Origin of the sequence: Pseudogemmobacter sonorensis (assembly GCF_042762395.1) — a bacterium.
GTDB lineage: Bacteria > Pseudomonadota > Alphaproteobacteria > Rhodobacterales > Rhodobacteraceae > Pseudogemmobacter > Pseudogemmobacter sonorensis.
Window position 1 is genome coordinate 36,136 of the sequence record NZ_JBEFZE010000002.1, and the last position, 23,337, is coordinate 59,472.

General features: G+C 65.7%; 21 protein-coding genes and 1 tRNA gene. 13 read left to right on the forward strand and 9 right to left on the reverse strand.

The annotated features are described in order from the left end of the window. The first annotated feature begins 23 nt into the window (after positions 1–23). The 4 genes from ABNX41_RS01775 (at position 24) to trxA (ending at position 7,416) form a co-directional block, all read left to right on the forward strand. The gene (locus ABNX41_RS01775) at positions 24–707 is read left to right on the forward strand and encodes a nucleotidyltransferase family protein (RefSeq protein ID WP_438668234.1); all 684 of its coding nucleotides are present in this window, start codon (positions 24–26) and stop codon (positions 705–707) included. After that, positions 700–3,660, forward strand: a complete 2,961-nt coding sequence (addB, locus tag ABNX41_RS01780; RefSeq protein WP_438668004.1) for a double-strand break repair protein AddB — start codon at positions 700–702, stop codon at positions 3,658–3,660. The genes ABNX41_RS01775 and addB overlap by 8 nt, the downstream gene beginning before the upstream one ends. Then, positions 3,657–6,995, forward strand: coding sequence for a double-strand break repair helicase AddA (gene addA, locus ABNX41_RS01785; RefSeq protein ID WP_438668005.1), 3,339 nt, complete (start codon positions 3,657–3,659; stop codon positions 6,993–6,995). The genes addB and addA overlap by 4 nt, the downstream gene beginning before the upstream one ends. Positions 6,996–7,089: 94 nt before the next feature. Further along, complete coding sequence (gene trxA, locus ABNX41_RS01790) at positions 7,090–7,416, forward strand: thioredoxin (protein WP_438668006.1); 327 nt, start codon at positions 7,090–7,092, stop codon at positions 7,414–7,416. A 51-nt stretch (positions 7,417–7,467) separates the two neighbouring features. On the opposite strand, the gene ABNX41_RS01795 is transcribed toward trxA, so the two are convergent. After that, positions 7,468–8,439, reverse strand: coding sequence for a LacI family DNA-binding transcriptional regulator (locus tag ABNX41_RS01795; RefSeq protein ID WP_438668235.1), 972 nt, complete (start codon positions 8,437–8,439; stop codon positions 7,468–7,470). A 300-nt stretch (positions 8,440–8,739) separates the two neighbouring features. On the opposite strand from ABNX41_RS01795, the gene ABNX41_RS01800 reads away from it, so the two are divergent. Together ABNX41_RS01800 and ABNX41_RS01805 are read left to right on the forward strand one after the other, a co-directional pair. Continuing rightward, positions 8,740–8,816, forward strand: a tRNA-Arg gene (locus tag ABNX41_RS01800). 210 nt (positions 8,817–9,026) lie between these two features. Beyond that, positions 9,027–9,482 (forward strand): DUF3788 domain-containing protein, encoded by a 456-nt coding sequence (locus ABNX41_RS01805; RefSeq protein ID WP_438668007.1) that lies wholly within the window; start codon positions 9,027–9,029, stop codon positions 9,480–9,482. A gap of 267 nt (positions 9,483–9,749) precedes the next feature. On the opposite strand, the gene ABNX41_RS01810 is transcribed toward ABNX41_RS01805, so the two are convergent. The 5 genes from ABNX41_RS01810 to ABNX41_RS01830 form a co-directional block, all read right to left on the reverse strand. Continuing rightward, entirely contained in the window at positions 9,750–10,490 is a 741-nt protein-coding gene (locus ABNX41_RS01810; protein WP_438668008.1) for a flagellar motor protein MotB, read from the reverse strand. Between the two features lie 207 nt (positions 10,491–10,697). Next, positions 10,698–11,393: a DNA polymerase III subunit epsilon gene (gene dnaQ, locus ABNX41_RS01815; protein WP_438668009.1), complete on the reverse strand. Its 696-nt coding sequence runs from the start codon at positions 11,391–11,393 to the stop codon at positions 10,698–10,700. Then, positions 11,386–11,997, reverse strand: a complete 612-nt coding sequence (gene coaE, locus ABNX41_RS01820; RefSeq protein WP_438668010.1) for a dephospho-CoA kinase — start codon at positions 11,995–11,997, stop codon at positions 11,386–11,388. Before coaE ends, dnaQ begins: the two co-directional genes overlap by 8 nt. After that, on the reverse strand, positions 11,994–12,830 hold the full coding sequence (locus ABNX41_RS01825) for a shikimate dehydrogenase (protein WP_438668011.1): 837 nt from the start codon (positions 12,828–12,830) through the stop codon (positions 11,994–11,996). Before ABNX41_RS01825 ends, coaE begins: the two co-directional genes overlap by 4 nt. Beyond that, positions 12,827–13,429 carry a Maf family protein gene (locus tag ABNX41_RS01830; protein ID WP_438668012.1) on the reverse strand — a complete coding sequence of 201 codons (603 nt, stop codon included), beginning with the start codon at positions 13,427–13,429 and terminating at the stop codon, positions 12,827–12,829. The genes ABNX41_RS01825 and ABNX41_RS01830 overlap by 4 nt, the downstream gene beginning before the upstream one ends. A gap of 192 nt (positions 13,430–13,621) precedes the next feature. Here ABNX41_RS01830 and ABNX41_RS01835 point away from each other — a divergent pair, with 192 nt between their 5' ends. The 7 genes from ABNX41_RS01835 to ABNX41_RS01865 all read left to right on the forward strand — a co-directional run bounded on the left by ABNX41_RS01835 (position 13,622) and on the right by ABNX41_RS01865 (position 20,756). Then, the gene (locus ABNX41_RS01835) at positions 13,622–13,849 is read left to right on the forward strand and encodes a hypothetical protein (RefSeq protein ID WP_438668013.1); all 228 of its coding nucleotides are present in this window, start codon (positions 13,622–13,624) and stop codon (positions 13,847–13,849) included. A gap of 121 nt (positions 13,850–13,970) precedes the next feature. Next, positions 13,971–15,239, forward strand: coding sequence for a transcription termination factor Rho (rho, locus tag ABNX41_RS01840; RefSeq protein ID WP_438668014.1), 1,269 nt, complete (start codon positions 13,971–13,973; stop codon positions 15,237–15,239). Positions 15,240–15,258: 19 nt separating this feature from the next. Beyond that, a complete protein-coding gene (mnmE, locus tag ABNX41_RS01845) occupies positions 15,259–16,536 on the forward strand; it encodes a tRNA uridine-5-carboxymethylaminomethyl(34) synthesis GTPase MnmE (RefSeq protein ID WP_438668015.1) in 1,278 nt (425 codons plus the stop codon). Positions 16,537–16,547: 11 nt separating this feature from the next. Beyond that, the gene (mnmG, locus tag ABNX41_RS01850; protein ID WP_438668016.1) at positions 16,548–18,413 is read left to right on the forward strand and encodes a tRNA uridine-5-carboxymethylaminomethyl(34) synthesis enzyme MnmG; all 1,866 of its coding nucleotides are present in this window, start codon (positions 16,548–16,550) and stop codon (positions 18,411–18,413) included. 2 nt (positions 18,414–18,415) lie between these two features. Beyond that, positions 18,416–19,051 carry a 16S rRNA (guanine(527)-N(7))-methyltransferase RsmG gene (locus tag ABNX41_RS01855; RefSeq protein ID WP_438668017.1) on the forward strand — a complete coding sequence of 212 codons (636 nt, stop codon included), beginning with the start codon at positions 18,416–18,418 and terminating at the stop codon, positions 19,049–19,051. Continuing rightward, positions 19,038–19,859 carry a ParA family protein gene (locus tag ABNX41_RS01860; protein ID WP_438668236.1) on the forward strand — a complete coding sequence of 274 codons (822 nt, stop codon included), beginning with the start codon at positions 19,038–19,040 and terminating at the stop codon, positions 19,857–19,859. The genes ABNX41_RS01855 and ABNX41_RS01860 overlap by 14 nt, the downstream gene beginning before the upstream one ends. Positions 19,860–19,877: 18 nt before the next feature. Further along, a complete protein-coding gene (locus ABNX41_RS01865) occupies positions 19,878–20,756 on the forward strand; it encodes a ParB/RepB/Spo0J family partition protein (RefSeq protein ID WP_438668018.1) in 879 nt (292 codons plus the stop codon). On the opposite strand, the gene hemW is transcribed toward ABNX41_RS01865, so the two are convergent. From hemW to rph, 3 genes are read right to left on the reverse strand one after another with little or no spacing between them, the layout of a single operon-like run. After that, the gene (gene hemW / locus ABNX41_RS01870) at positions 20,753–21,931 is read right to left on the reverse strand and encodes a radical SAM family heme chaperone HemW (protein ID WP_438668019.1); all 1,179 of its coding nucleotides are present in this window, start codon (positions 21,929–21,931) and stop codon (positions 20,753–20,755) included. The genes ABNX41_RS01865 and hemW overlap by 4 nt on opposite strands. Continuing rightward, complete coding sequence (rdgB, locus tag ABNX41_RS01875) at positions 21,919–22,530, reverse strand: RdgB/HAM1 family non-canonical purine NTP pyrophosphatase (RefSeq protein WP_438668020.1); 612 nt, start codon at positions 22,528–22,530, stop codon at positions 21,919–21,921. Before rdgB ends, hemW begins: the two co-directional genes overlap by 13 nt. After that, positions 22,527–23,243: a ribonuclease PH gene (gene rph / locus ABNX41_RS01880; RefSeq protein WP_438668021.1), complete on the reverse strand. Its 717-nt coding sequence runs from the start codon at positions 23,241–23,243 to the stop codon at positions 22,527–22,529. Before rph ends, rdgB begins: the two co-directional genes overlap by 4 nt. Positions 23,244–23,337 lie beyond the last annotated feature (94 nt).

Here is a 23,337-nt window from a genome sequence, read left to right on the forward strand (position 1 = left end):
GGAAGACGGGCGCAATGCCGCTGATGATCTTCGCCGCCGGCTTCGGGACAAGGATGGGCGCGCTGACCAGGGACCGGCCCAAGCCGCTGATAAAGGTCGCCGGTCGCACACTGCTGGACCGGGCGCTGGATCTGGGCGACGCGGCCGGGGCGGCGCCGGTCGTGGTGAACAGCCATTACCTTGGCGGGCAGATCCGCGAGCATCTGAAGGGTCGGCCCGTCGCAATCAGCCATGAAGAGGAAATCCTTGAGACCGGCGGCGGCCTGCGCGCCGCGCTGCCCCTGCTCGGCCCCGAAGGCATTGCGGTGATGACGCTGAACCCCGATGTGGTCTGGCGCGGGCCGAACCCGCTTTCCCTGCTGGCCGCGCATTGGGATCCGGCGCGGATGGCGGCGCTTTTGCTGGTCAAGGCGCGGGCAGGCCTGCCCGGGCGCAAGGGGCGGGCGGATTTCACCCTATCGCCCGAGGACCGCATCCGCCGCGCCGGGGGCGAGGAGGGCTTCGTCTATCTCGGCGCCCAGATCCTGCAAACAGGGGCGCTGCGCGAAGTTTCCGAACAAGCGTTCTCATTGAACCGGGTCTGGGACCGGATGATCGCCGAGGGGCGCGCCTTCGCGCTGACCTATCCGGGCGAGTGGTGCGATGTCGGCACGCCCGAGGGGCTGGCCGAGGCCGAGGCCCTGCTGGCGGAACCCGCCGATGGTTGAGGCGCTGTTCGACCGGCCCGGCCCGCGGCTTTTCGGCCTGCCGCCCGGCGCCGATTTTCCCGCCCGACTGGCGGCGGGGCTGATCCGGCGCATGGCGGGCCGCCCGCCCGAGGCGATGGCGCGCGTCACGCTTTATCTGAACACCCAGCGGCTGCGGCGACGGCTGCGCGAGGCCTTCCTGACCGGCGGCGCGACCTTCCTGCCCCGGATGCGGCTGGTGACCGAAATCGGCGCCGAGCCGCTGCCGGGCGAGGCCGGTCCGCCGGTCTCGCGCCTGGGGCGACGGCTGGAACTCGCGGTGCTGGTGGATCGCCTGCTGACGGCCCAACCCGATCTTGCACCGCGAAGCGCGCTTTACGATCTGGCCGACAGCCTTGCCGCGCTGATGGATGAATTGCGTGCAGAGAGCGTTCCCCCCGCCCGCCTTGCCGCGCTGGACATGGAGGGCCATGCCGCACATTGGGCCCGCGCGCGCAGCTTCGTCTCGCTGGTCGAACGATTCTTCGGCCCCGACAGTCCACCCGATGCCGAGGCCCGGCTGCGCCGCGCGACCGAAACGCTGATCGCCCGCTGGCAGGCCCATCCGCCAAACGATCCGGTGATCGTCGCCGGTTCGACCGGCTCCCGGGGCACGACCGCGCTGCTGATGGCGGCGGTGGCGCGGCTGCCGCAGGGCGCGCTGGTGGTGCCCGGCTTCGATTTCGGCCAGCCCGCCGCGGTCTGGCAGGCGCTGGATTCCGGGGCGGCGGGCACGACCGGGCAGGAGGATCACCCGCAATACCGCTTTCACCGGCTGATGGGCCGGATCGGCATCGGTCCCGAAAGCGTTCGCCCCTGGGATGACCGGGCGGACGACCGGGCCGCCCCCGATCCCTTGCGCAACGCGCTGGTCTCTCTGGCGCTGCGGCCCGCGCCGGTCACCGACCAATGGATCGCCGAAGGGCCCGGCCTGCCCGATCTGCGCCCGCTTTCGCAACGGCTGACCCTGCTTGAGGCCCCCGATCCGCGCGCCGAGGCGCAGGCCATCGCGCTTTTGCTGCGCGGCGCGGTCGAGCGCGGCGAGAAGGCCGTGCTGCTGACACCCGACCGCGACCTGACCCGGCGGGTGACGGCGGCGCTGGACCGCTGGGGCTTGCGTCCCGACGATTCCGCGGGCCAGCCGCTGACCCACAGCCCGCCGGGGCGGCTGCTGCGGATGATCGCCCGCGCGATGGGGCGGCGGCTTGCGGTGGACGAATGCCTGGCACTGATGAAACATCCGCTGGCCTTTTCCGGCGCGGATCGCGGGTTGCATCTGCTGCTGACGCGCGAGCTGGAGCTTTCGCTGCGCCAGCGCGGCCCGGCCTTCCCCGATCCGGCCGCCCTGCGCCATTGGGCCGAAGCGCGCAAGGAGCCGCTCGCCCCGCACTGGGCCGAGCGGATGGGCGCGATCCTGGTGGGACTGGCCGATACCGCCGCCGCCACGCTGCCCGAGCGGATCGCCCGCCACCGCAACCTGGCCGAGGCGCTGGCGCGCGGCACCGATCCGGGCGGCAGCGGCGCCTTGTGGGAGCGCGCGGCGGGGGCCGAGGCGCTGGCGGCGATGGACGAACTGGCGCGTGAGGCGCCCGAGGGCTTTGCCCTGTCGCTGAAGGATTACGCCGCCCTGCTGGATGGGGTGTTCTCCCGCCGCCAGGTGCGCGAGGTGGTCTCGCTCGATCCCAGGATCGAGATCCTGGGCCCGCAGGAGGCGCGGCTGGCGGGGGGCGATCTTCTGGTGATGGCGGGGCTGAACGAGGGCGTCTGGCCGGCCCAGATCCCGCCCGATCCCTGGCTGAACCGCCGGATGCGGATCGAGGCCGGGCTTTTGCTGCCCGAGCGCCGGATCGGGCTTTCGGCGCATGATTTCCAGATGGCCATCGGCGCGCCGGATGTGGTGCTGAGCCGCGCGCTTCGCGATGCCGAGGCCGAGACGGTGCCCGCGCGCTGGCTCAACCGGCTGACCAATCTGATGGGCGGGCTGAGTTCGAACGGCGGGGCCGAGGCCCTGTCGGCGATGCGCGCGCGCGGGCAGCGGCTGCTGGCCGAGGCGGCGGCGGTCGAGCGGCCCGTGCCGGTTCCGGCCGCCCCTCGCCCCTCGCCCCGGCCGCCGCTTGCCGCGCGGCCCGCGCGGCTGTCGCTGACCGAGGTGGAGCGGCTGATCCGCGACCCCTATGCCATCTACGCCAGCCATGTCCTGCACCTGCGCCCGCTGCCGCCCTTGCGCCCGCTGGCCGATGCGAGGCTGCGCGGCGAGGTGCTGCATCGCGTGCCCGAGCGGTTCCTGAAACAGGCCCCGCCCCCCGATCCGCGGGAAGCCGCCGACCTGCTGATGCGGATCACCGACGAGGTTCTGGCCGAGGCCGTGGCCTGGCCCGCGATGCGGGCGGTCTGGCGCACCCGGATGGCCGAGATCGCCCGGCCCTTCGTCGAGGGGCTGCGCGCGGCGGGCGGCACCCCGGTCTCGCTTGAGCGGAAATACGAGGTGGAGATCCCGGGGCTGGATTTCCGTCTGGTGGGCAAGCCCGACCGGCTTGACCTGCTTGATGACGGCAGCCTGCGCATCGTCGATTACAAGACCGGCACGCCGCCTTCGGAAAAGCAGCAGCAGGCCTTTGCCAAGCAATTGCATCTGGCCGCGGTGATGGCCGCGCTTGGCGCCTTCCCCGAAGTCGGGCCGCAGCCCTCGGCAAGGCTTGCCTATGTCGCGCTGCGCCGCGACATGAAGGAGGTCGCGTCAGAACTGGGCGAAGAGGATGTCCTGCGCGTGCTTGAGGAATTCCGCCGCCTGATCCTGGCCTATCGCCAGCCGTCGCGCGGCTATACCGCCCGCCGCGCGATGGTCGAGACCCGCGATTTCGGCGATTACGACGATCTGGCCCGCTACGGAGAATGGGACGTGACCGCGGATCCCAGGCCGGAGGATGTGGGATGAAGGTCCCCGATCCCGCCAGCGCGGCCCAGATCGCCGCATCCGATCCGCTGGCCAATGTCTGGCTGGTGGCCAATGCCGGCTCGGGCAAGACCAAGGTGCTGACCGACCGGGTCGCGCGGCTCTTGCTGCAAGGGGTGGATCCGCAGAACATCCTTTGCCTGACCTATACCAAGGCCGCCGCCGCCGAGATGCAGAACCGCCTGTTCCGCCGCCTGGGCGAATGGGCCATGGCGGCCGAGGACCGGCTGCGCGCCGATCTGGCGCGGCTTGGCCAGGGCGGCGAACTGACCGGCCCCGCCCTGGCCCAGGCGCGGCGGCTGTTCGCCCGCGCGATCGAGACGCCCGGCGGGATCCGTATCCAGACCATCCATTCCTTCTGCGCGGGCCTCTTGCGCCGCTTCCCGCTTGAGGCCGGGGTGAGCCCGTCCTTCACCGAACTCGACGACCGCTCGGCCGCGCTTTTGCGCGCCGAGATCCTGGAAGAGATGGCCGAGGGGCCGGAGGCCGCGCTGTTCGAGGCAATCCTTCCCGAGGCGGGCGAGCAGATCGACAACCTTCTGCGCCAGATCGTCGGGCAGCGCGCCGATCTGATCGGGGGCGCGGATCCGGCCGCGCTGCGCACCGCTTTCGAACTGGACCCGCAGGAGGACGAGGCCGCGCTGCTCGGGCGCTGTTTCGCGCCGGGCGACGGGCCCGCGCTGGCGGCGCTGGTGCCCGCGCTGCTGGCCTCGGGCAAATCCACCGACAACCGGGCGGGCGCGCTGCTGGCGACGCTGTCGCCGCCCTTCGGGCTTGACGATCTGGCGGTGATGGAGGGGGTTTTCCTGACCGGCGCCTCGGCCAAGGCGCCATTCTCGGCCAAGATCGGCAGCTTTCCGACCAAGGAGACCCGGGCGGGCCTGGGCGATGTGATGGACCAGGTCGAAGGGCTGATGGCGCGCGTCGAGGCGGCGCGCCCGGTGCGCCTTGCGCTGGTCGCCCTGCGCAAGGCGCTGGCACTGCATGATTTCGCGCAGGCCTTCCTGCGGCGCTACGAGGCGGCCAAGGCCCGGCGCGGCTGGCTGGATTTCGACGATTTCATCACCCGCGCCACCCGGCTCTTGACCGATCCCGCCATCGCGCCCTGGGTGCTGTTCCGGCTGGACGGCGCCATCGACCATGTGCTGGTGGACGAGGCGCAGGACACCAGCCCGGCGCAATGGCGCATCATCGCCGCGCTGACCGAGGAATTCACCGCGGGCCGCGGCGCGCGCGACATTGCGCGTTCGCTTTTCGTCGTGGGCGACAAGAAACAGTCGATCTATTCCTTCCAGGGCGCTGATGTGGTGGCTTTCGACGGCTGGAAATCCCGCTTCTCGGACGCTTTCAGGGCGGCGGGGGCGCCGGTCCTGGAACTGCCGCTGGTGCATTCCTTCCGCTCGTCCCGCGCGGTGCTGGATCTGGTCGATGCCTGTTTTCGGGGCGATCTGGAACCGGCGCTTGGCGGCGCGTTCGAACACCGTCCCTTCCACCAGGCCCTGCCCGGCAGGGTGGAGATCTGGCCCCCGGTGCCCGCCCCCGAAAAGCCCGAGCCGAAGGAATGGTATGATCCGGTCGATCTGGTCGGCCAGACCGATGCCGCCGTGGTCCTGGCCGAACGGATCGCCGGGCGGATCGCCGAAATGATCCACGCGGGTGTGCAGATCCCCGACCATCTGGCGCCCGGGGGCGCAAGGCCGGTCCGGGCGGGGGATTTCCTGATCCTGGTCCAGCGCCGGGGCGAGATCTTCGAATCCGTCATCCGCGCCTGCAAATCGGCGGGTCTCGCCATCGCGGGGCCCGACCGGCTGACGCTTTCCGAAGAGCTGGCCGTGCGCGACATCCTTGCGGCTCTGGCCTTTCTGGTCACGCCCGAGGACGATCTTTCGCTGGCGACCGCGCTGCGCTCACCCCTGTTCGGCTGGAGCGAGGCGCAGCTCTACCGCCTGGCCCATGGCCGCAAGGGCTATCTGTGGGAGGCGCTGCGCCAATCCGACAGGGCGGAAGAGGCCGAGGCGCTCGCCATCCTCAGGGACCTGCGCGACAGCGCCGAATTCCTGCGCCCCTACGACCTGATCGACCGCCTCCTGAACCGCCATCGTGGCCGGTCGCGGCTTCTGGCCCGGCTGGGCGAGGAGGCCGCCGACGCCATCGACGAACTCAGCCAGCAGGCGCTGGCCTATGAGCGCGCCGAAGTGCCCAGCCTGACCGGCTTTCTGGTCTGGATGGCGGCGGGCGAGATCGAGGTGAAGCGCCAGCCCGAGGGCGAGGGCAGCCAGATCCGGGTGATGACTGTGCATGGCTCGAAAGGGCTTGAGGCGCCGGTGGTGATCCTGCCCGACACCGCCGACCGCCAGTTGCGCGACCGCGACATGATCCTGCCCCTGGCCGAGTCGGTGGTGACCTGGGCCGGTCGCAAGGCCGAGGATGCTGGCGCGGTCGCCGCACGCAAGGCCGCCCGCGCCGCCGCGCGCGAGGCCGAAAACCTGCGCCTGCTTTATGTCGCGATGACGCGGGCGAAGCACTGGCTGATCGTGGCGGGGGCGGGCGAATGCGGCGAGACCTCATGGCACGGGATCATCCGGCGGGGCGCGCTGCGGCTGGGGGCCGAGGCCGATCCCGCGGGGGCGCTGCATCTTGGCTTCGGCGACTGGCCGCCCGAAGCCCCCGCCCCCGCCGGGACGCAAAGCCGGGTGCTGGCGCCGGATTTCGCGCTTCGCCCCGCCTCGGCCCCGCCCGAGCCGCTGCGGATCTGGTCGCCCTCGGGCCTTGGCGGCGAGAAGGTCGTGCTCGACCCCGGCGCCCCCTTCGACCCGACCGAGCCCTCCGGCGACGGTGATCCGCTGGAGCGCGGCACCGCGCTGCATCTGGCGCTTCAGCATCTGGGCGATCTTGACCCGAGCGCGCGCGAGGAGGCGCTTTCCGCGCTCGGCCTCGACGAAAACCTTGCGCAGGAGGCCCGCGCGATCCTGACCGCGCCGGAGCTGGCCTGGCTTTTCGCCCCCGGCAGCCTGGCCGAGGTCGAGGTGGCGGTGCCCTGGAACGGCGGCTGGCTTGCGGGCGCCATCGACCGGCTGGTGATCGCCCCGGATCGCATCACCATCGTCGATTTCAAGTCGAACCGCGCCGTGCCCCTGGACCCGGGCGAGGTGCCCGAGGCCTATCTGCGCCAGTTGGGCGCCTACGCCTTGGCGATGGCCGCGCTCTATCCCGGCCGCCGGATCGAGACCGCCATCCTCTGGACCCGCCTGCCGCATCTGATGAGGCTGGAGACCGAAGCCGTCCGCGCCGCCCTCGCCCGCGCCGAAGGCGCGTGATGCCGACCCGCATCTTGACGGGCCCCGCGTCTTGACGGGCCTATCGTGCGAACCTACCTTCCATGACAAGACATTCCTTTCAGGAGAAAGCATCATGGGCGAGAACACGGTCGCCGTCAGCGACGCCACTTTCGACGAGGAAGTCCGCAAGTCGGACATTCCCGTGGTCGTCGATTTCTGGGCCGAATGGTGCGGGCCCTGCCGCCAGATCGGCCCCGCTCTGGAAGAGCTTGCCGCCGAATACCAGGGCAAGGTCAAGATCGTGAAGGTCAATGTCGACGAAAATCCCGAAAGCCCGGCCCAGCTTGGCGTTCGCGGCATCCCCGCTTTGTTCCTGTTCAAGGATGGCGAGGTGGTGTCGAACAAGGTCGGCGCCGCGCCCAAGGCCGCGCTGGCGAACTGGATCCAGTCGGCGATCTGATCGCGACGCTGCGGACAGGCCCTGCGGGGCCTGTCTTCGCATCCAGCGGGATCAGGCCTTGCGGATCGTATCGCCGGGCTGAAGCTTCGGCTGCAATTCGATCACCTCGCCGCCGATCACGCCCGCCGTCACCTCGGGCGGCCGTTTGCCCGCGATGATTTCGGCCGCGCGCTGACCGATCTCGCGCCGACAGGCGTCCATCGTGGCAAGCCTGCGCGGCAACCCCTCCAGCAGCTCGACCCCGTTGAACCCGGCAAGCCCGATCCGGCCCGGCACTTCCAGCCCCTGCTCCAGGCACCACAAAAGCCCGCCCGCCCCGATCATATCATTGGAATAATAAAGAAAATCCACGTCGGGAGAGCGTTTGAGAAGCGCCTCGGTCATCTCGCGCCCCTTGGCCAAGGCCGAGCCGCCGGAATAATATTCGCGGTCCACGATGGAGAGACCGGCTTTCGCCAGCGCCTCTTCGAAACCTTCCAGCCGCTTTCGCGCCCGATGGTCGTTCGTGGGCATATGGGTGCCCAGAAAGGCGATGCGGCGATATCCGGCGGCGATGATCGCCTCGGCCATCTTGCGCCCCGCGCGACGATGCGAGATCCCGACCGCATTGTCGACCGGGGTTCCATCGATGTCCATGATCTCGACCACCGGCACCCCGGCCTGTGCGAGCATGGCGCGCGCCGCCTCGGAGTGTTCCAGCCCGGCAAGGATCAGCCCCGAGGGCCGCCAGGACAGCATTTCATAGATCACCTGCTCTTCGCGGTCGGGCTGATAGTTCGAGACGCCGACGACGGGTTGCAGCCCGGTGTCCTCAAGCACGTCCGAGATCCCACCCAGAACCTCGGGGAAAACCATGTTCGAAAGCGAGGGGATGATCACGCCGACCAGATTGACCCGTTGGCTGGCCAGGGCGCCCGCGATCTTGTTCGGTACATAGCCAAGGCGGCGCGCGGCCTCCAGAACCCGCTCGCGCGTGGTATCCGACACATCGCCACGGTTGCGCAGCACCCGGCTGACCGTCATCTCGCTGACGCCCGAAGCCTCGGACACGTCGCGCAAGGTCAGGGGCCGACGCGGATCTGGGGGGGTCTGTCTCGTCACGGGGTCCAGCCTGTCGCTTTCGGATCGGCGCCGGAGCTTTCACGGATCCTAACGGATTTTCCGGCACCCGCCCCGGCACCCGCAACGAGTGTTAGCGCCAAAGCCCGGGCTTGTCCAAGCCGGTTTCTTGCGGCGCAAACCCCCGTCGCCGCGGATTTCCTGTCCCCTTGCCGCGCGGCGAAGGTTGCCTTTGCGACCGGCTTTGTGCATTGAGAAGCGAATGGCCCCGTGGCTCAACTGGATAGAGCAGCCCCCTCCTAAGGGGCAGGTTACAGGTTCGAGTCCTGTCGGGGTCACCAGAACTCGCCGCTGTTGCCAACGAGGCATAAGCATCCACGTTTTGGCGTTTTCATGCACACCCTCCGTCAAGTGATATCTTCTCGGTCGAGATGGAGACCTAGGCAAGCAGGCACGAGCTGCCCTTTTCCTGATGGCCAAAGGTAGCTTCGAGCCCTTTCCTGCCTATCGCGCATTTGCGATGCTGGCTCGATGATACGGGAAGCTGCGGCATGGATCATTCACCACAGATCGGGGACCGGCTCACCGACAAGTCTACAGAGCCGGACGATGTGACAATCCGTGACTGGATCGGGACGGATGCCTTTGTGCAATGGTCCGCCCTGCGGGACTGGATCGCGGTCGGATACCCCGAGGTTTTCACACCGGACTGGATATACGGCGGCAAGAAACACGGTTGGTCCCTGCGCTACAAGAAATCCAAGGCTTTCTGCACACTGCTGCCCGAATACCGCGCCTTTGCTGCGGTGGTCGTGTTGGGTGGGGCAGAGCGCGAGAAAGTGGAAGCTCGACGCAACCAGCTCAGTCCTCGACTGATGGAGCTGTATGATGCAGCGGAAACCGATCACGATGGCAGATGGCTGAAGATCGGAATTTCGACCGCCGACGAACTAAAGGACGTAACCGAACTTCTGACGCTGAAACGTCCGCGCAGGGCGGGCGTTTGACAGGCGGCCAACTTCCGTTCTGTCCCGCATAGCGGTCGTTCTCGCTCAACGTGTGCATGCATATGCCGTGGATGTGCAAGCTTTTGGTTTCCAGCCTCAGAAACCACCGACAAGCCATTGAATAAAAACATTATATTTCGCATAAAGTTTAGGCATTCGATTCGGATGTGCATACTTGTGCCGTATCAGCGGCTGTCCCCATCAGTTTGCCGGTCGGCCATATGACATGGGCCCGTCCAGGCCACGACGATCCGCGCAATCAACCGATCAGCGATCGCGGCGCAGCAGCACGATTTCGATCCGGTTGTTGCGCAGGGCCGCGGGATCGGCGACGGCAGGGCTGCGGTCGGCGTGCCCGGTGACCCGCGCGACCCGGTTCGGCGCCAGGCCCGAACGCTCCAGCAGGCCCCGCATCGCCTGCGCGCGGTCCGAGGTCAAATCCCAGGACGGATCGACATTCAGCGTCACCGGATAGCTGTGAACATGGGCGTTCACCGCGATCCGGTTCGCGGTCAGGTTCAGCACCTCGGCAAGAAGCGCGGCAAGGGCGATCGTCACCGGGGCGGGCTCGGCGCTATCGCCGATGAAAATCTGAGCGTTTTCGAGATCGTAAAGCTCGATCACCAGGCCCTCGTCGGTGATGCGGGTGATGACGTGGCGCAGGAGCTGCTGCATGGTCCGGCTTTCGCCGCCGCGGTCGAACAGCATTTGCTCGACCCTGGCCCGGAATTCGGCCATGCGCTGATCAGCCTGGCTGTCCTCGGCGGTGGCGCTGCCGTCCCCGGTCTCGCTCGACGTGCCGCCGGTGTCATGGCGGGGCTTCCTGTCCTGGGCGAACATGGAATCACCGGAGAACATGTCCTCGCCACCGCCAGAAATCCGCGTGATCGGGATCGATGGATTGAAATAATCCGACAGCCCCTTGCGCTGTGTTTCCGTCGTTGCGTTCAATAGCCACATCAAAAGGAAGAAGGCCATCATCGCCGTCACGAAATCGGCATAAGCCACTTTCCAGGCGCCGCCATGATGGCCGCCACCAGCAACGATCTTCTTCCTTTTGATGATGACTGGCGGTGCATTCCGTTGCCCGGCCATCCCATCACCTTTCACCACACCCGCAGGAAGGATGCCATGTCAGGATGAAACCCGGGTTAACCCCTTGTAATCGAGTAAAAGGTCACCGCTTTGCCATATTCCTGCACACCGCCCCGGCGGTCAGGAGCGCCTGCGCCAGATCGCTCCGGCCCCCAGCTTTTCAACGAAAACCTCATGCGCCGCGATTTCTTCCGCCGTCAGAAGCGGCCCGAGCGGCACCGGACGGGGCCGGGGGCGCCAGTCGCCCGAGGGCCCCCGCGGACCCGTTCGGCTTGTACCCGCCGAGGCCAGGACGAGATCGGGCTGCCGCCCGCCGATCAGTTCCAGATAGACCTCGGCCAGGATTTCGCTGTCGAGAAGCGCACCGTGCTTCTCGCGCCTGGAATTGTCGACGCCGAAGCGACGACAAAGGGCATCGAGCGAAGCCGGGGAGCCCGGGAATTTCTGCCGTGCGATGGTCAGCGTGTCGATGGCCTGGCTCATCGGCAGGCCGGGCAGGCCCATCCGCTTCAACTCGAAATTCAGGAATTTCATGTCGAAGGCGGCATTATGGATCACCAGCTTGGCATCCCCCACGAAATCGGCGAATTCCTGGCCGATGCGGGCGAATATCGGCTTGTCGGCAAGGAATTCCGCGCTCAGCCCGTGAACCTCGAACGCGGCGGTGGGCATGTCGCGCTCGGGGTTGATATATTGGTGATAGGTCCGGCCGGTGGGCAGGTGGTTCATCAGCTCGACACCGCCGATCTCGACGATGCGGTCGCCTTCGTTCGGGTCGAAACCCGTGGTTTCGGTGTCGAGGACGATCTCACGCATGGTTTCCTCCTGCTGCCGCGCGGCGGGCCCGGATATGGTCGATCAGCGCCCAAACATAGGCACGGGTGCTGGCGATCGAAAGCGTCTCGACCAGATGATCGGCCAGGGCGCGTTTCTCAGCATCCGGCATCTGCCGCGACAGGATCAGGGCGAATTGCGCCCCGGTCATACCGGGGCGAGCCAGAACCCGGGCGCGTTGCAGGGCAGGGGGCGCGGTGACCAAAAGCACCGCGTCGCATTCGGTCTGGGTGCCTTTCTCGAACAGAAGCGGGATGTCGAGCACCGCGATGTCCGAGCCCGGATCCTGCAGGAAAGCCGCGCGATCCTTGGCCACAAGCGGATGGATCAGGCTTTCCAGCAGCGCGAGCCGTGCCGGATCCCGGGCCAATACGGCCTTCAGCGTCGCGCGCGACACCGCGCCATCCTCGACCGCATCGGGAAAATGCGGCGCGATTGCCGCCGCGCCAGCCCCGCCCCGGGCGTAAAGCCGATGAACGGCCGCATCTGCGTCCCAGACCGCAAGCCCGGCCTCGGCAAACATCGCGGCCGTCGTGGATTTTCCCATGCCGATGGATCCGGTCAAGCCGAGACGGAAGGCTTTCATGCCGTCAGCACCGCCTGCCGCGTGGCCTCATCGACCTCGGGCTTCTGGCCGAACCAGCGTTCGAACCCCGGCGCGGCCTGATGCAAGAGCATGCCGAGGCCATCGACGGTCGGGCAGCCACACACCCGCGCCTCGGCCAGGAACTGGGTCTGAAGCGGCGTATAGACCAGATCGGTCACCAGGGTCTGGGGCCCGAGCCGCTCCATATTGATCTGAAGCGGCGGCTTGCCCACCATACCCAGCGAGGTCGTGTTCACCAGTGTCGCGCAATCGTCCAGCACCTGCCAGACGGTGCTCCATTCATGGACGACGATCTTGGCCCCGAAATCCGACCGCAGGGCCTCGGCCCTGGGGCGCGAACGGTTGGCGAGCCAGATCTCGGGCGCGCCCACCTCGATCAGCGCGGCCACCACAGCGCGCGAGGCCCCCCCGGCCCCCAGAACCACCGCGGGCCCGGCCGCCGGATTCCAGCCCGGCGCCTGCTGGCGCAGATTGGCGATGAAACCCGCACCATCGGTATTGTCGGCATGGATCTTGCCGTCCTTGCGGAAAATCAGCGTATTGGCGGCCCCGATCAGCGCCGCCCGGTCGGTGACGATATCGGCGATGGAAAGGATCGCCTCCTTATGCGGAATGGTGACATTGGCGCCGACAAAACCCATGCGCGGCATCATCGCAATCACCTGGTTCAGATCCTGCGGCGCCACATCCATCGGGATATAATGGCCCTGCAGTCCATAGCGGCGCAGCCAGTAGCCATGCAAAGCCGGGCTGCGGCTGTGCGCCACCGGATGGCCCAGCACGGCCGCCAGAGGAATTCGGTGATCGCTCATGCCGGTATGATCCTTCGGTCGCTCAGGTAGTTCAGAAGAGGCATCAGCGGCAGGCCCAATATGGTGAAATGATCGCCCGTGACCGAGGCGAAGAGCCGCACACCTTCTTCCTCCAGTCGGTATCCGCCGACAGAATAGCGGATTTCGGACCAGTTCCGGGTGACATAATCGTCAAGATAATCGTCCGAGAAGTTGCGCATGGTCAACCGCGCCTGCCCGACATGGCGCCAGACCGGGCGCGGGCCTTCGTAAAGCACCGCCGCCGACAGAAGCCGGTGCGTCTTTCCGCGAAGATCGCGAAGCTGGGCGCGGGCCTCGTCGCGGGTTTCGGGTTTGGCGAAGATCCGGCCGTCGAATTCCAGCACCTGATCGCAGCCCAGGACCAGGGCATTTCCGTCCCCCTCGCTCAACCGCTCGGCAAGCTTTCTCGCCTTCATCTCGGCCAGGGTATCGGCGACATCGCGGGGAGAGGCGCCCTCTTCCTCCAGCGCGCGGCGAACCGATTCCTCATCGATCCGGGCGGGGCGGGCCTCGACCTCGATCCCCGCCGCCAGAAGCAGGGAAAGCCGGGTTTGGGAGGCTGAGGCGAGAGATATCATCGGGGAAAAACCTGGGGGAAAACCTGTTTCGTTCCTGCGCAGCCGAAGTGAACAACCCGGCTCTTCCGGGCAGAAATGGGTCCGAGCCCGCTTTGCTGTCAAGCCGTGCCAGAGTTATCCCACTGGGCATGAGGTTTTCCGGTCCCTGTGGAAGAGCGATCTCCGACGCGGGGACGTACAAATGACCTGTGGATGAAATTCTCAACGATTTCCATGCAATATATTGAAATATATAAGATTCATGACAGTTTCTCCACGCCGGACGAGGTTATCCCCCTGTCGTCAACAGCCTGTCCCGACATGGGATATCCTGTGACCAACCTCGGACATCCCGTTATCCCAAGGCCCAACATCATCATCATCTTTTCTTTTTTCTTTATTATAGAAGAAGTAAAGAAAGACCTCTACGGCAAAGCTTGACTTTCGTGAAGGCGACGACTATCTGCGCCGCCAGCAGGATCGTCCGATCCAGGCGCCTCCCTTAGAAAACATGCTCGCTGCCCGCATCCGCCAGGATGTGGTCTCTCTCCAAGGTATTTCCATGACCGAACGTCTGAATCTCTCTGACCTCAAGGCCAAGACCCCGGCCGATCTTCTGGCCATGGCCGAGGAATGGGAGATCGATAACGCCCCTTCGATGCGCAAGGGCGAGATGATGTTCCAGATCCTCAAAGAACATGCCGAGGAAGGATTCGAGATCGGCGGCGACGGTGTGCTTGAGGTGCTGCAGGACGGGTTCGGTTTCCTGCGCAGCCCCGAGGCGAACTATCTGCCCGGTCCCGATGACATCTATGTCAGCCCCGAGATGATCCGACAGTTCAGCCTGCGCACCGGCGATTCCATCGAAGGCGTGATCAAGGCTCCCTCCGAAAACGAGCGTTATTTCAGCCTGGTGAAGGCCACGCGGATCAATTTCGACGATCCCGAGAAAGCCCGCCACAAGGTCCATTTCGACAATCTGACACCGCTTTATCCCGATGAGCGGCTGAAGATGGAAGTCGAGGATCCGACGATCAAGGACCGCTCGGCCCGGATCATCGATCTGGTGGCGCCGATCGGCAAGGGTCAGCGCGCGCTGATCGTGGCGCCGCCGCGCACCGGCAAGACGGTGCTGCTGCAGAATATCGCGCGCTCGGTGGCGGCGAACCACCCGGAATGTTATCTGATCGTGCTTCTGATCGACGAACGGCCCGAGGAAGTCACCGACATGCAGCGTTCGGTGAAGGGCGAGGTGATTTCCTCGACCTTCGACGAACCGGCGACGCGGCACGTGGCGGTTTCGGAAATGGTGATCGAAAAGGCCAAGCGCCTGGTCGAGCACAAGCGGGATGTGGTGATCTTGCTCGATTCGATCACCCGCCTGGGCCGGGCTTTCAACACAGTGGTTCCCAGCTCGGGCAAGGTTCTGACCGGGGGCGTCGATGCCAATGCGCTGCAACGCCCGAAACGCTTCTTCGGCGCGGCGCGCAACATCGAGGAGGGCGGCTCGCTCACCATCATCGCCACCGCGCTGATCGACACCGGATCGCGCATGGACGAGGTGATCTTCGAAGAATTCAAGGGCACCGGTAACTCCGAGATCGTTCTGGACCGCAAGGTTGCCGACAAGCGCGTCTTCCCGGCGATGGATATCCTGAAGTCCGGCACCCGCAAGGAAGACCTTCTGGTCGAGAAATCCGACCTTCAGAAGACCTATGTCCTGCGCCGGATCCTCAATCCGATGGGCACCACCGATGCCATCGAATTCCTGATCGGCAAGCTGAAGCAGACCAAGTCGAATTCCGAATTCTTCGAATCGATGAACACCTGAGGCGGGCTGGGCCGGGGCGATGGCGGATACGATCTATGCCAGCGCAACCGCCCGTGGCCGGGCCGGAGTCGCGGTGATCCGGGTTTCCGGGCCCGAGGCGCATCGGATCTGCGGTTTGCTTTGCGGTTCGGTGCCGAAGGCGCGCCAGGCCTCACTTCGCTACATATCGTGGCGGGGGGAGGTTCTGGATCAAGCGTTGGTGGTTGTCTTCGATCATAACGCCAGTTTCACTGGCGAGAAGGTGGTGGAGTTCCAGATCCACGGCAGCCTTGCCGTTTCCGCTGCGGTGTTGCGCGCTTTGTCTGAGACCGGGCTTGCGAGAATGGCGGAGGCTGGCGAGTTCACCCGTCGTGCGATGGAAAACGGTGTGCTGGACCTGACCCAGGTCGAGGGTCTCGCCGATCTGATCGACGCCGAGACCGAGGCGCAGCGCAAACAGGCGCTCCGCACGCTTTCCGGTGAAATCGGCAGACGGGTCGAAGGCTGGCGGGCGCAATTGATCCGGGCGGCGGCGTTGGTCGAGGCTACGATTGATTTCGCCGAGGAAGACGTGCCGGTCGATGTGCTGCCGGAAGTGCGGGACCTGCTTTCCTCGGTTGAAGGTGAGCTGCGGCGCGAGATCGAGGCCGGTCGCAAATCCGAAATGATCCGCGAAGGGTTCGAGGTGGCGATCGTCGGTGCGCCGAATGCTGGAAAATCGACGCTTTTGAACCGGCTTGCCGGGCGAGAGGCGGCGATCACCTCGGAAATCGCCGGGACCACCCGCGACGTGATCGAGGTTCGGATGGATCTCGACGGACTTTCGGTTACCTTCCTGGATACGGCGGGACTTCGCGATAGCGAGGATCTTGTCGAACGCGAGGGGATTCGCCGCGCGGTTTCGCGGGCCGAAGCCGCGGATCTTCGGATTTTTCTTGGCGATCTCGACGGCCATCTTGCGCTGCGAGAGGGCGATCTTCTCGTGCAAGGCAAGGCGGATCTTCTGCGCGGTGAAGGGCTCGCGGTTTCGGGTCTGACCGGGGAGGGGGTCGATACTCTGTTGCGGATGATCTCGTCGCGGCTTTCGGAAAAAACCGCGGGAGCTGGTATCATGGTGCGCGAGCGGCATCGAATCGCGCTGCAATCGGGTTTGACGGTGATCGGGCGGGTGGTCGGGATGATCTCGGGCCCGCATCTGGCCGAGCTGGTGGCCGAGGAATTGCGTGGCGCGATCCGGTCCCTGGATGCCTTGGTGGGACGGGTGGATGTTGATGAACTGCTGGGGGAGATCTTCTCCAGCTTCTGCATCGGGAAATGAGGGTGTTTCACGTGAAACATTTTGACGTGGTGGTTGTGGGTGGCGGACATGCCGGCGCGGATGCGGCGGCGGCGGCCTCCCGGCTGGGCGCCAATACCGCGCTCGTCACGATGCGGGCGGGCTCCATCGGGGTCATGTCGTGCAATCCGGCCATTGGCGGCCTTGGTAAAGGCCATCTTGTGCGGGAGATCGACGCGATGGACGGGATCATGGGCCGCGCCGGTGATATGGCGGGGATCCAGTATCGCTTGCTGAACCGTCGGAAAGGCCCCGCGGTTCGGGGGCCCAGGACCCAGGCGGACCGCAGGCTGTATCGAGAGGCGGTCCAGAGGCTTCTTGCGCAGGAATCCGATCTGACGGTGATCGAGGGCGAGGCGGCGGCGCTGATCGTCGAAGTCGGGCGCTGCCAGGGGCTGATACTCGCCGATGGGTCAGAGATCCGCGCCGGTGCCCTGGTGCTGACGACTGGCACGTTTCTGAATGGAATCATACATATAGGCGATCAGAATCGCTCAGGCGGGCGGGTTGGCGATGCCGCCTCGATTCGTTTGGGCCAGCAGATCCGCGATCTCGGCCTGACCACCGGGCGGCTGAAAACCGGAACCCCGCCCAGGCTTGACGGCAGGACGATTGACTGGGCGCGGCTTGAAACGCAGCCTGCGGATGAAGATCCGGTGATGCTGTCCTTCCTGAATCGCAGACCCATCGCGCGGCAAATCGCTTGCGGGATCACCCATACTTCGGCCGCCACGCATGACATCATCCGCGAGAATCTTGGCCGTTCGGCGATGTATGGCGGGCATATCGACGGCATCGGCCCGCGTTATTGCCCCTCGATCGAGGACAAGGTGGTCCGTTTCGCCGACAAGGACAGCCATCAGGTGTTTCTGGAGCCCGAGGGGCTGGACGACGATACCGTCTATCCCAATGGCATTTCGACAAGTCTTCCGGCTGAGGTGCAAGAGGCCTATGTCCGAACCATTACCGGGCTGGAGCGGGCGGTGATCACCCAGCCGGGCTATGCCATCGAATATGACTATCTCGATCCGCGCGGCTTGCGCCATACGCTTGAATCGAAGGCGATGCCCGGGCTTTATCTTGCGGGTCAGATCAACGGAACCACAGGATATGAGGAGGCGGCGGCCCAGGGCATGGTCGCGGGGCTGAATGCCGCGCTTTCGGTCCAGGGTCGGGATCCGGCCGGTTTCAGCCGTAGCGACAGCTATATCGGGGTGATGATTGACGATCTGGTGACGCGCGGCGTGACCGAGCCTTACCGGATGTTCACCTCTCGCGCAGAATATCGGCTGAGCTTGCGGGCGGACAATGCCGATCAGCGCCTGACGCCGAAGGGAATCGTGCTTGGCGCGGTTCGTGAGGTGCGTCGGCGTGCTTTCTTCGAAAAGATCGAGGCGCTTGAGAAGGTTACCTCGCTTCTGAAGGCGCAGAGGTTCACCCCGAAAGACCTTGGTGCGGCGGGAATTCAGGTCAGCCAGGATGGCTCGCGTCGTTCGGCTTATGATCTGATGGCCTTTGCCGACTACGATCCGGTGGTGATGGATCGCCTGGTGCCGGAACTGCGCGATCACCCGCAGGACGCGCGGGCCCAGGCCGAGATCGAGGCGCTTTATGCGCAATATACCGACCGGCAGGCGGCGGATGCCGAAGAGTTGCGTAGGCATGAAACCACTGAAATCCCATCCGATTTCGACTACCGCGGATTGTCCGGCCTGTCTTCCGAACTGACAGGCAAGCTTGAGCGGATCCGGCCCGAAAATCTTCACCATGCGCAGCAGATCGAGGGGATGACCCCGGCTGCGTTGATGCTGTTGATCGCCAGCCTGAAAAAGGCGCGCCCGGGCAAGCGGGCGGGCTGAAATTGGATCACGACCTCTGGACTGCGCTTGGCACCAGTGAGGCCGGGCTTTCGAAGCTGAGGGATTTCGCCGCTCTGGCCGCGAAATGGACGGCGCGAATCAATCTGATAGCGAAATCCACATTGCCCGACCTGTGGTCGCGACATATCGAGGATTCGGCGCGAATCATGCTTCATGCGCCCGATTCCCCGGCGATCTGGGTCGATTTCGGCTCGGGCGGCGGATTTCCAGGTATTGTCGTGGCGGTAATTCTTGCCGACCGGGGCCAGCCGACCCGGGTCGTTCTGGTCGAATCCGATCAGCGCAAGGCGACATTCCTGCGTGAAGCGGCACGCCTTCTGGATCTGAAGGTCGAGGTGCGCGCAGAGCGTGCCGAATCGTTGGAGCCGTTGGCGGCGGATGTGATTTCGGCACGGGCCATGACCGCTCTGGACGGGCTGTGCGGCATTGTGGCCCGCCATGGCGCCGCCGAAAGCCTGGCGCTGTTCCCGAAGGGCGAGAGTTGGCGCGAAGAAGTGGCCGCGGCGCGGAAAAACTGGTGCTTCGATCTGGAAGCGCATGCCGATCCGGGCCATAACGGATCTGCAATCCTGGAATTGAGGAATCTTCGCCGTGCCAGCCGCGATGCCCTTGCCTGAGACCCCCGCTTATGACGCAGCTCCGGTTGCGGCGCATGTCATCGCCATCGCCAATCAGAAGGGCGGCGTGGGCAAGACCACCACGGCGATCAATCTGGCGGCGGCGCTGGCCGAAAAGGGTTTTCGGGTGCTGCTGGTCGATCTCGATCCGCAGGGCAACGCCTCGACCGGGCTTGGGATCGGAACAGGCGAGCGCAAGCTGACCACCTATGACCTGATCCTGACCGATGGTCACCCCGATGAGATCATCCAGCCGACCAAGGTTGATAACCTATGGATTTCACCGGCAAATTCCGATCTCGCCTCAGCGGATATCGATCTGGTCTCCAACGAAAAGCGCAGCTTTCTGCTGCATGACGCGCTGCGACACCCCGAGATCGAGGCGCGCGGCTTCGATGTCGTGCTGATCGACTGCCCTCCCTCGCTTTCGCTGTTGACGGTGAATGCGCTGATCGCGGCGCATGCGGTTCTGGTGCCGCTACAGGCGGAATTCTTCGCGCTGGAGGGGCTGTCGCAGCTTCTCCTGACGGTGCGGGATGTGCGGCGCTCGGCCAATCCGGGGCTGCGGATCGAAGGCGTGGTGCTGACCATGTATGACAGGCGCAACAATCTGGCGCAGCAGGTCGAGCTGGACGCGCGCGAGAATCTGGGTGATCTGGTGTTTCGGACCGTCATTCCGCGCAATGTCCGGCTGTCAGAGGCGCCTTCGCATGCGCTGCCGGTGACGACTTACGACTCGGCCTCGAAAGGGGCCGAGGCTTATCGCGGGCTGGCGGAAGAGATCGCCGCGCGGCTGCGGCATCGGTGACGGGATCAGGAGATGAGCATGGAACGCAAAGGCTTGGGCCGGGGCCTGTCGGCGCTGATGTCGGATGTGAACCTTCGTCCTGAAAGCGAAGGCCCACGCCGCGCCGATACCAGGCTGCCGGTGTCGAAACTGCGCCCGAACCCGGACCAGCCCCGCAAGGATTTCGACGAGGCGGCGCTTGAGGCCCTGGCCGATTCGCTGCGCCAGAAGGGCGTGATCCAGCCGCTGGTCGTCCGGCCCAAGGGCGAATTCTATGAGATCGTCGCGGGTGAGCGGCGTTGGCGCGCGGCCCAGATCGCCCGGCTGCACGATGTTCCGGTCGTGGTCCGCGATCTGGACGACACCGAAGTCCTTGAAGTCGCGATCATCGAGAATATCCAGCGCGAGGATCTGAACGCCATCGAAGAGGCCATGGGCCTGCGCGCGCTGATCGACCGTTTTGGCCACACCCAGGAAAAGGTCGCCGAGGCACTGTCGAAAAGCCGCAGCCACATCGCCAATCTTCTGCGCCTGCTGAACCTGCCGGACGAAGTGCAGAAGATGGTGCGCGAGGATGTCATCTCGGCGGGCCATGCGCGGGCGCTGATCGGCTCGACCGATCCGGTCGCCATGGCGAAACAGGTCGCCGTGCGTGGCCTTTCGGTGCGCGAGACCGAGCGTCTGGCGCGCGAAGGCAGTGGTAAAACCCCCAGGACCGGTGGAAAATCGTCGGGCGGCGCGAAGGATGCCGATACCAGGGCGCTTGAGGCCGATCTTTCCGCCAATCTGGGCCTGCCTGTCGCGATCGAGGACCAGGGCGGGCAGGGCAGCGTCACCATCAGCTATCGCAATCTGGAAGAGCTGGATGCGATCTGCCGCTTGCTTTCCTCGGGCGATGGCGGGTTGGCTGCGGGTTAAGCCTCGGAAATATCAAGCACAAGGCGGTTGAGCAGAAGTCTTCCGGCTTGCGTCGCGCGAAGGCGGTCGCCCTCCTGCAGGATCAGCCCTGCCGCTTCCAGTTCCTTCAGCTTGTCGGATGCCGGCGGCTTTCTGTTCAGCGCCGCGTAACGCGAGAGCGACAGCCCTTCGGTCAGTCGCAGGCACATCATCAGATATTCAAGCGCCTGGGACGGGCGGTCGATTGTTTCACGTGAAACCTCGCCATGGCCCCGTTCACGCTGGGACTTTAGCCACATTTCGGGGTTGCGATGAGTATTTGTCGCATATCTTGTGTTATCAAGGGTCAATCGACCATGCGCCCCGGGGCCGATGCCCAGATAATCGCCCATTCGCCAATAGACCAGGTTATGGCGGGATTCGGCGCCCTCGACCGCGTAGTTCGAGACTTCGTAATCGAAAAGCCCGGCCTCGGCGCATAGATCGCGGGTCAGGTCATACATGTCCGCCGCCAGATCCTCATCCGGCAGGCCACGCAGCTTTCCGGCGTCGTGCAGGCGGGCAAAGGCGGTGCCCTCCTCGATGGTCAACTGGTAGAGCGAGATGTGATCGGGCCGCCGCGCCAGCAGATCGCGCAATTCACCGGCCCAGGCGTCGAGCGACTGGTCCTGGCGGGCGTAGATCAGATCGCAGGAGGTCCGCTCGAAGATGGATTGCGCCAGATCCAGCGCCGCCAACCCCTCGGCCGCGCTGTGCTGGCGGCCAAGACGGCGCAGGTCGGCGTCGTTCAGGGCCTGCAGGCCAAGCGAGACCCGATTGACCCCACCCGCGCGATAGGCCGCAAAGCGCGAAGCCTCGACCGAGGTCGGATTGGCTTCCAGCGTCACCTCAAGATCGTTCGCCAGCCGCCAGTGCCGCGACACCCGATCAAGGATTGCGGCGACGGTCTCGGGTGCCATCAACGAGGGCGTGCCGCCGCCGAAAAACACCGAGCGCAGGATGCGACCCCCTGTCTCGGTGGCCGCGCGGTCGAGTTCGGCCAGATAGGCGTCGCGCCATTCGGCCTGGTCGATCCGGGGGCGGACATGGCTGTTGAAATCGCAATAAGGGCATTTGGCCTTGCAGAAGGGCCAGTGCAGGTAGAGGGCGAAGCCGCCCTCTTGCCAGTCGTCGGGCTCCGGGGTCAGCGAAAGCACTTCGCCAGCATCTTTTCCACCGCCCGGGCGCGGTGGCTGATGGTGTTCTTTTGTGCGGCATCCATCTCGCCGAAGGTCAGTTCGAACCCGTCGGGCTGGAACATCGGGTCATAGCCATGTCCCTCGGCGCCGCGCCGGGGCCAGACGAGCTGACCCTCGCAGGCGCCCTCGGCATGTTCGTCGTGACCGTCGGGCCAGGCCAGGACCAGGGTGCAGCGGAATTGCGCGCGGCGGGGCAGGGGGGCCCCGGCCTCTTCCAGCAACCTATGGGTCTTTTCCATCGCCATGGCGAAATCGCGCCCCTGCGGGGTGAAGGCCCAGTCGGCGGTATAGACGCCGGGCGCGCCGTCCAGCGCATCCACGGTCAGCCCGGAATCGTCGGCCAGCGCCGGAAGGCCCGAGGCCTTTGCCGCCGCATGGGCCTTGATCCGGCCATTGCCGAGGAAGGTCGTCTCGGTCTCTTCCGGCTCGCCCAGGCCCAGATCGCCCGCCGAGACGCAGGTGATCCCAAGGGGCGCCAGAAGTGCGGAGAATTCTTCCAGCTTGCCCTTGTTGTGGGTGGCGACGACAAGCCTGTCGCCGGTGAAACGCCGGGTCATCGGCCGATCGCCGCGCGCTGCGCCGCCACAAGATCGGCGGTGCCTTTCGCCGCAAGCTCCAGCAAGGTGCCAAGATCGGCGGTGCTGAAGGGCGCGCCCTCGGCCGAGGCCTGGACCTCGACCAGCTTGCCCGCGCCGGTGATGACGAAATTGCCGTCGGTTCCGGCGGACGAATCCTCGTCGTAATCCAGGTCCAGCACCATCTGCCCGGCATAGATCCCGCAGGAGACGGCGGCGACATGGTCCATCAGCGGGTCCGAGGTCACGATGCCCTTCTTCACCAGCACATCCATCGCCAGCCGCAGCGCGACCCAGCCGCCGGTGATCGCGGCGCAGCGCGTGCCGCCATCGGCCTGGATCACATCGCAATCGACGGTGATCTGACGCTCTCCCATCGCCTGCCGGTCCACGACCGCGCGCAGCGAGCGGCCGATAAGGCGCTGGATTTCCTGGGTCCGGCCCGATTGCTTGCCCGCCGCGGCTTCGCGCCGCCCGCGGGTGTGGGTGGCGCGAGGCAACATGCCGTATTCCGCCGTCACCCAGCCCATGCCGGAATTGCGCAGGAAGGGTGGCGGCTTGTCCTCGATCGAGGCGGTGCAAAGCACATGGGTATCCCCGACCTTGATCAGGCAGGAGCCTTCGGCATGGCGCGAGACGCCGGTTTCGATCGAAATCGTGCGGAGCTGATCCAAAGCACGGCCAGAGGGGCGCATGGCTGGTCCTTTCGTGGTTTTCGGCCAGATAGGCCCCGGGCCCAGGTGGATGCAAGCCTGATTGACGTAGGCGGCGGTTGATCCTTTATTCGGA

Excerpts from the sequence above, each read along its gene's own strand:
- ABNX41_RS01775 (WP_438668234.1), top strand. The coding sequence starts at position 24 with ATGATCTTCGCCGCCGGCTTCGGGACAAGGATGGGCGCGCTGACCAGG.
- addB (WP_438668004.1), top strand. The coding sequence starts at position 700 with ATGGTTGAGGCGCTGTTCGACCGGCCCGGCCCGCGGCTTTTCGGCCTG.
- addA (WP_438668005.1), top strand. The coding sequence starts at position 3,657 with ATGAAGGTCCCCGATCCCGCCAGCGCGGCCCAGATCGCCGCATCCGAT.
- trxA (WP_438668006.1), top strand. The coding sequence starts at position 7,090 with ATGGGCGAGAACACGGTCGCCGTCAGCGACGCCACTTTCGACGAGGAA.
- ABNX41_RS01795 (WP_438668235.1), bottom strand. The coding sequence starts at position 8,439 with ATGACGGTCAGCCGGGTGCTGCGCAACCGTGGCGATGTGTCGGATACC.
- ABNX41_RS01805 (WP_438668007.1), top strand. The coding sequence starts at position 9,027 with ATGGATCATTCACCACAGATCGGGGACCGGCTCACCGACAAGTCTACA.
- dnaQ (WP_438668009.1), bottom strand. The coding sequence starts at position 11,393 with ATGCGTGAGATCGTCCTCGACACCGAAACCACGGGTTTCGACCCGAAC.
- coaE (WP_438668010.1), bottom strand. The coding sequence starts at position 11,997 with ATGAAAGCCTTCCGTCTCGGCTTGACCGGATCCATCGGCATGGGAAAA.
- ABNX41_RS01825 (WP_438668011.1), bottom strand. The coding sequence starts at position 12,830 with ATGAGCGATCACCGAATTCCTCTGGCGGCCGTGCTGGGCCATCCGGTG.
- ABNX41_RS01830 (WP_438668012.1), bottom strand. The coding sequence starts at position 13,429 with ATGATATCTCTCGCCTCAGCCTCCCAAACCCGGCTTTCCCTGCTTCTG.
- ABNX41_RS01835 (WP_438668013.1), top strand. The coding sequence starts at position 13,622 with ATGAAATTCTCAACGATTTCCATGCAATATATTGAAATATATAAGATT.
- rho (WP_438668014.1), top strand. The coding sequence starts at position 13,971 with ATGACCGAACGTCTGAATCTCTCTGACCTCAAGGCCAAGACCCCGGCC.
- mnmE (WP_438668015.1), top strand. The coding sequence starts at position 15,259 with ATGGCGGATACGATCTATGCCAGCGCAACCGCCCGTGGCCGGGCCGGA.
- ABNX41_RS01860 (WP_438668236.1), top strand. The coding sequence starts at position 19,038 with ATGCCCTTGCCTGAGACCCCCGCTTATGACGCAGCTCCGGTTGCGGCG.
- ABNX41_RS01865 (WP_438668018.1), top strand. The coding sequence starts at position 19,878 with ATGGAACGCAAAGGCTTGGGCCGGGGCCTGTCGGCGCTGATGTCGGAT.
- rdgB (WP_438668020.1), bottom strand. The coding sequence starts at position 22,530 with ATGACCCGGCGTTTCACCGGCGACAGGCTTGTCGTCGCCACCCACAAC.
- rph (WP_438668021.1), bottom strand. The coding sequence starts at position 23,243 with ATGCGCCCCTCTGGCCGTGCTTTGGATCAGCTCCGCACGATTTCGATC.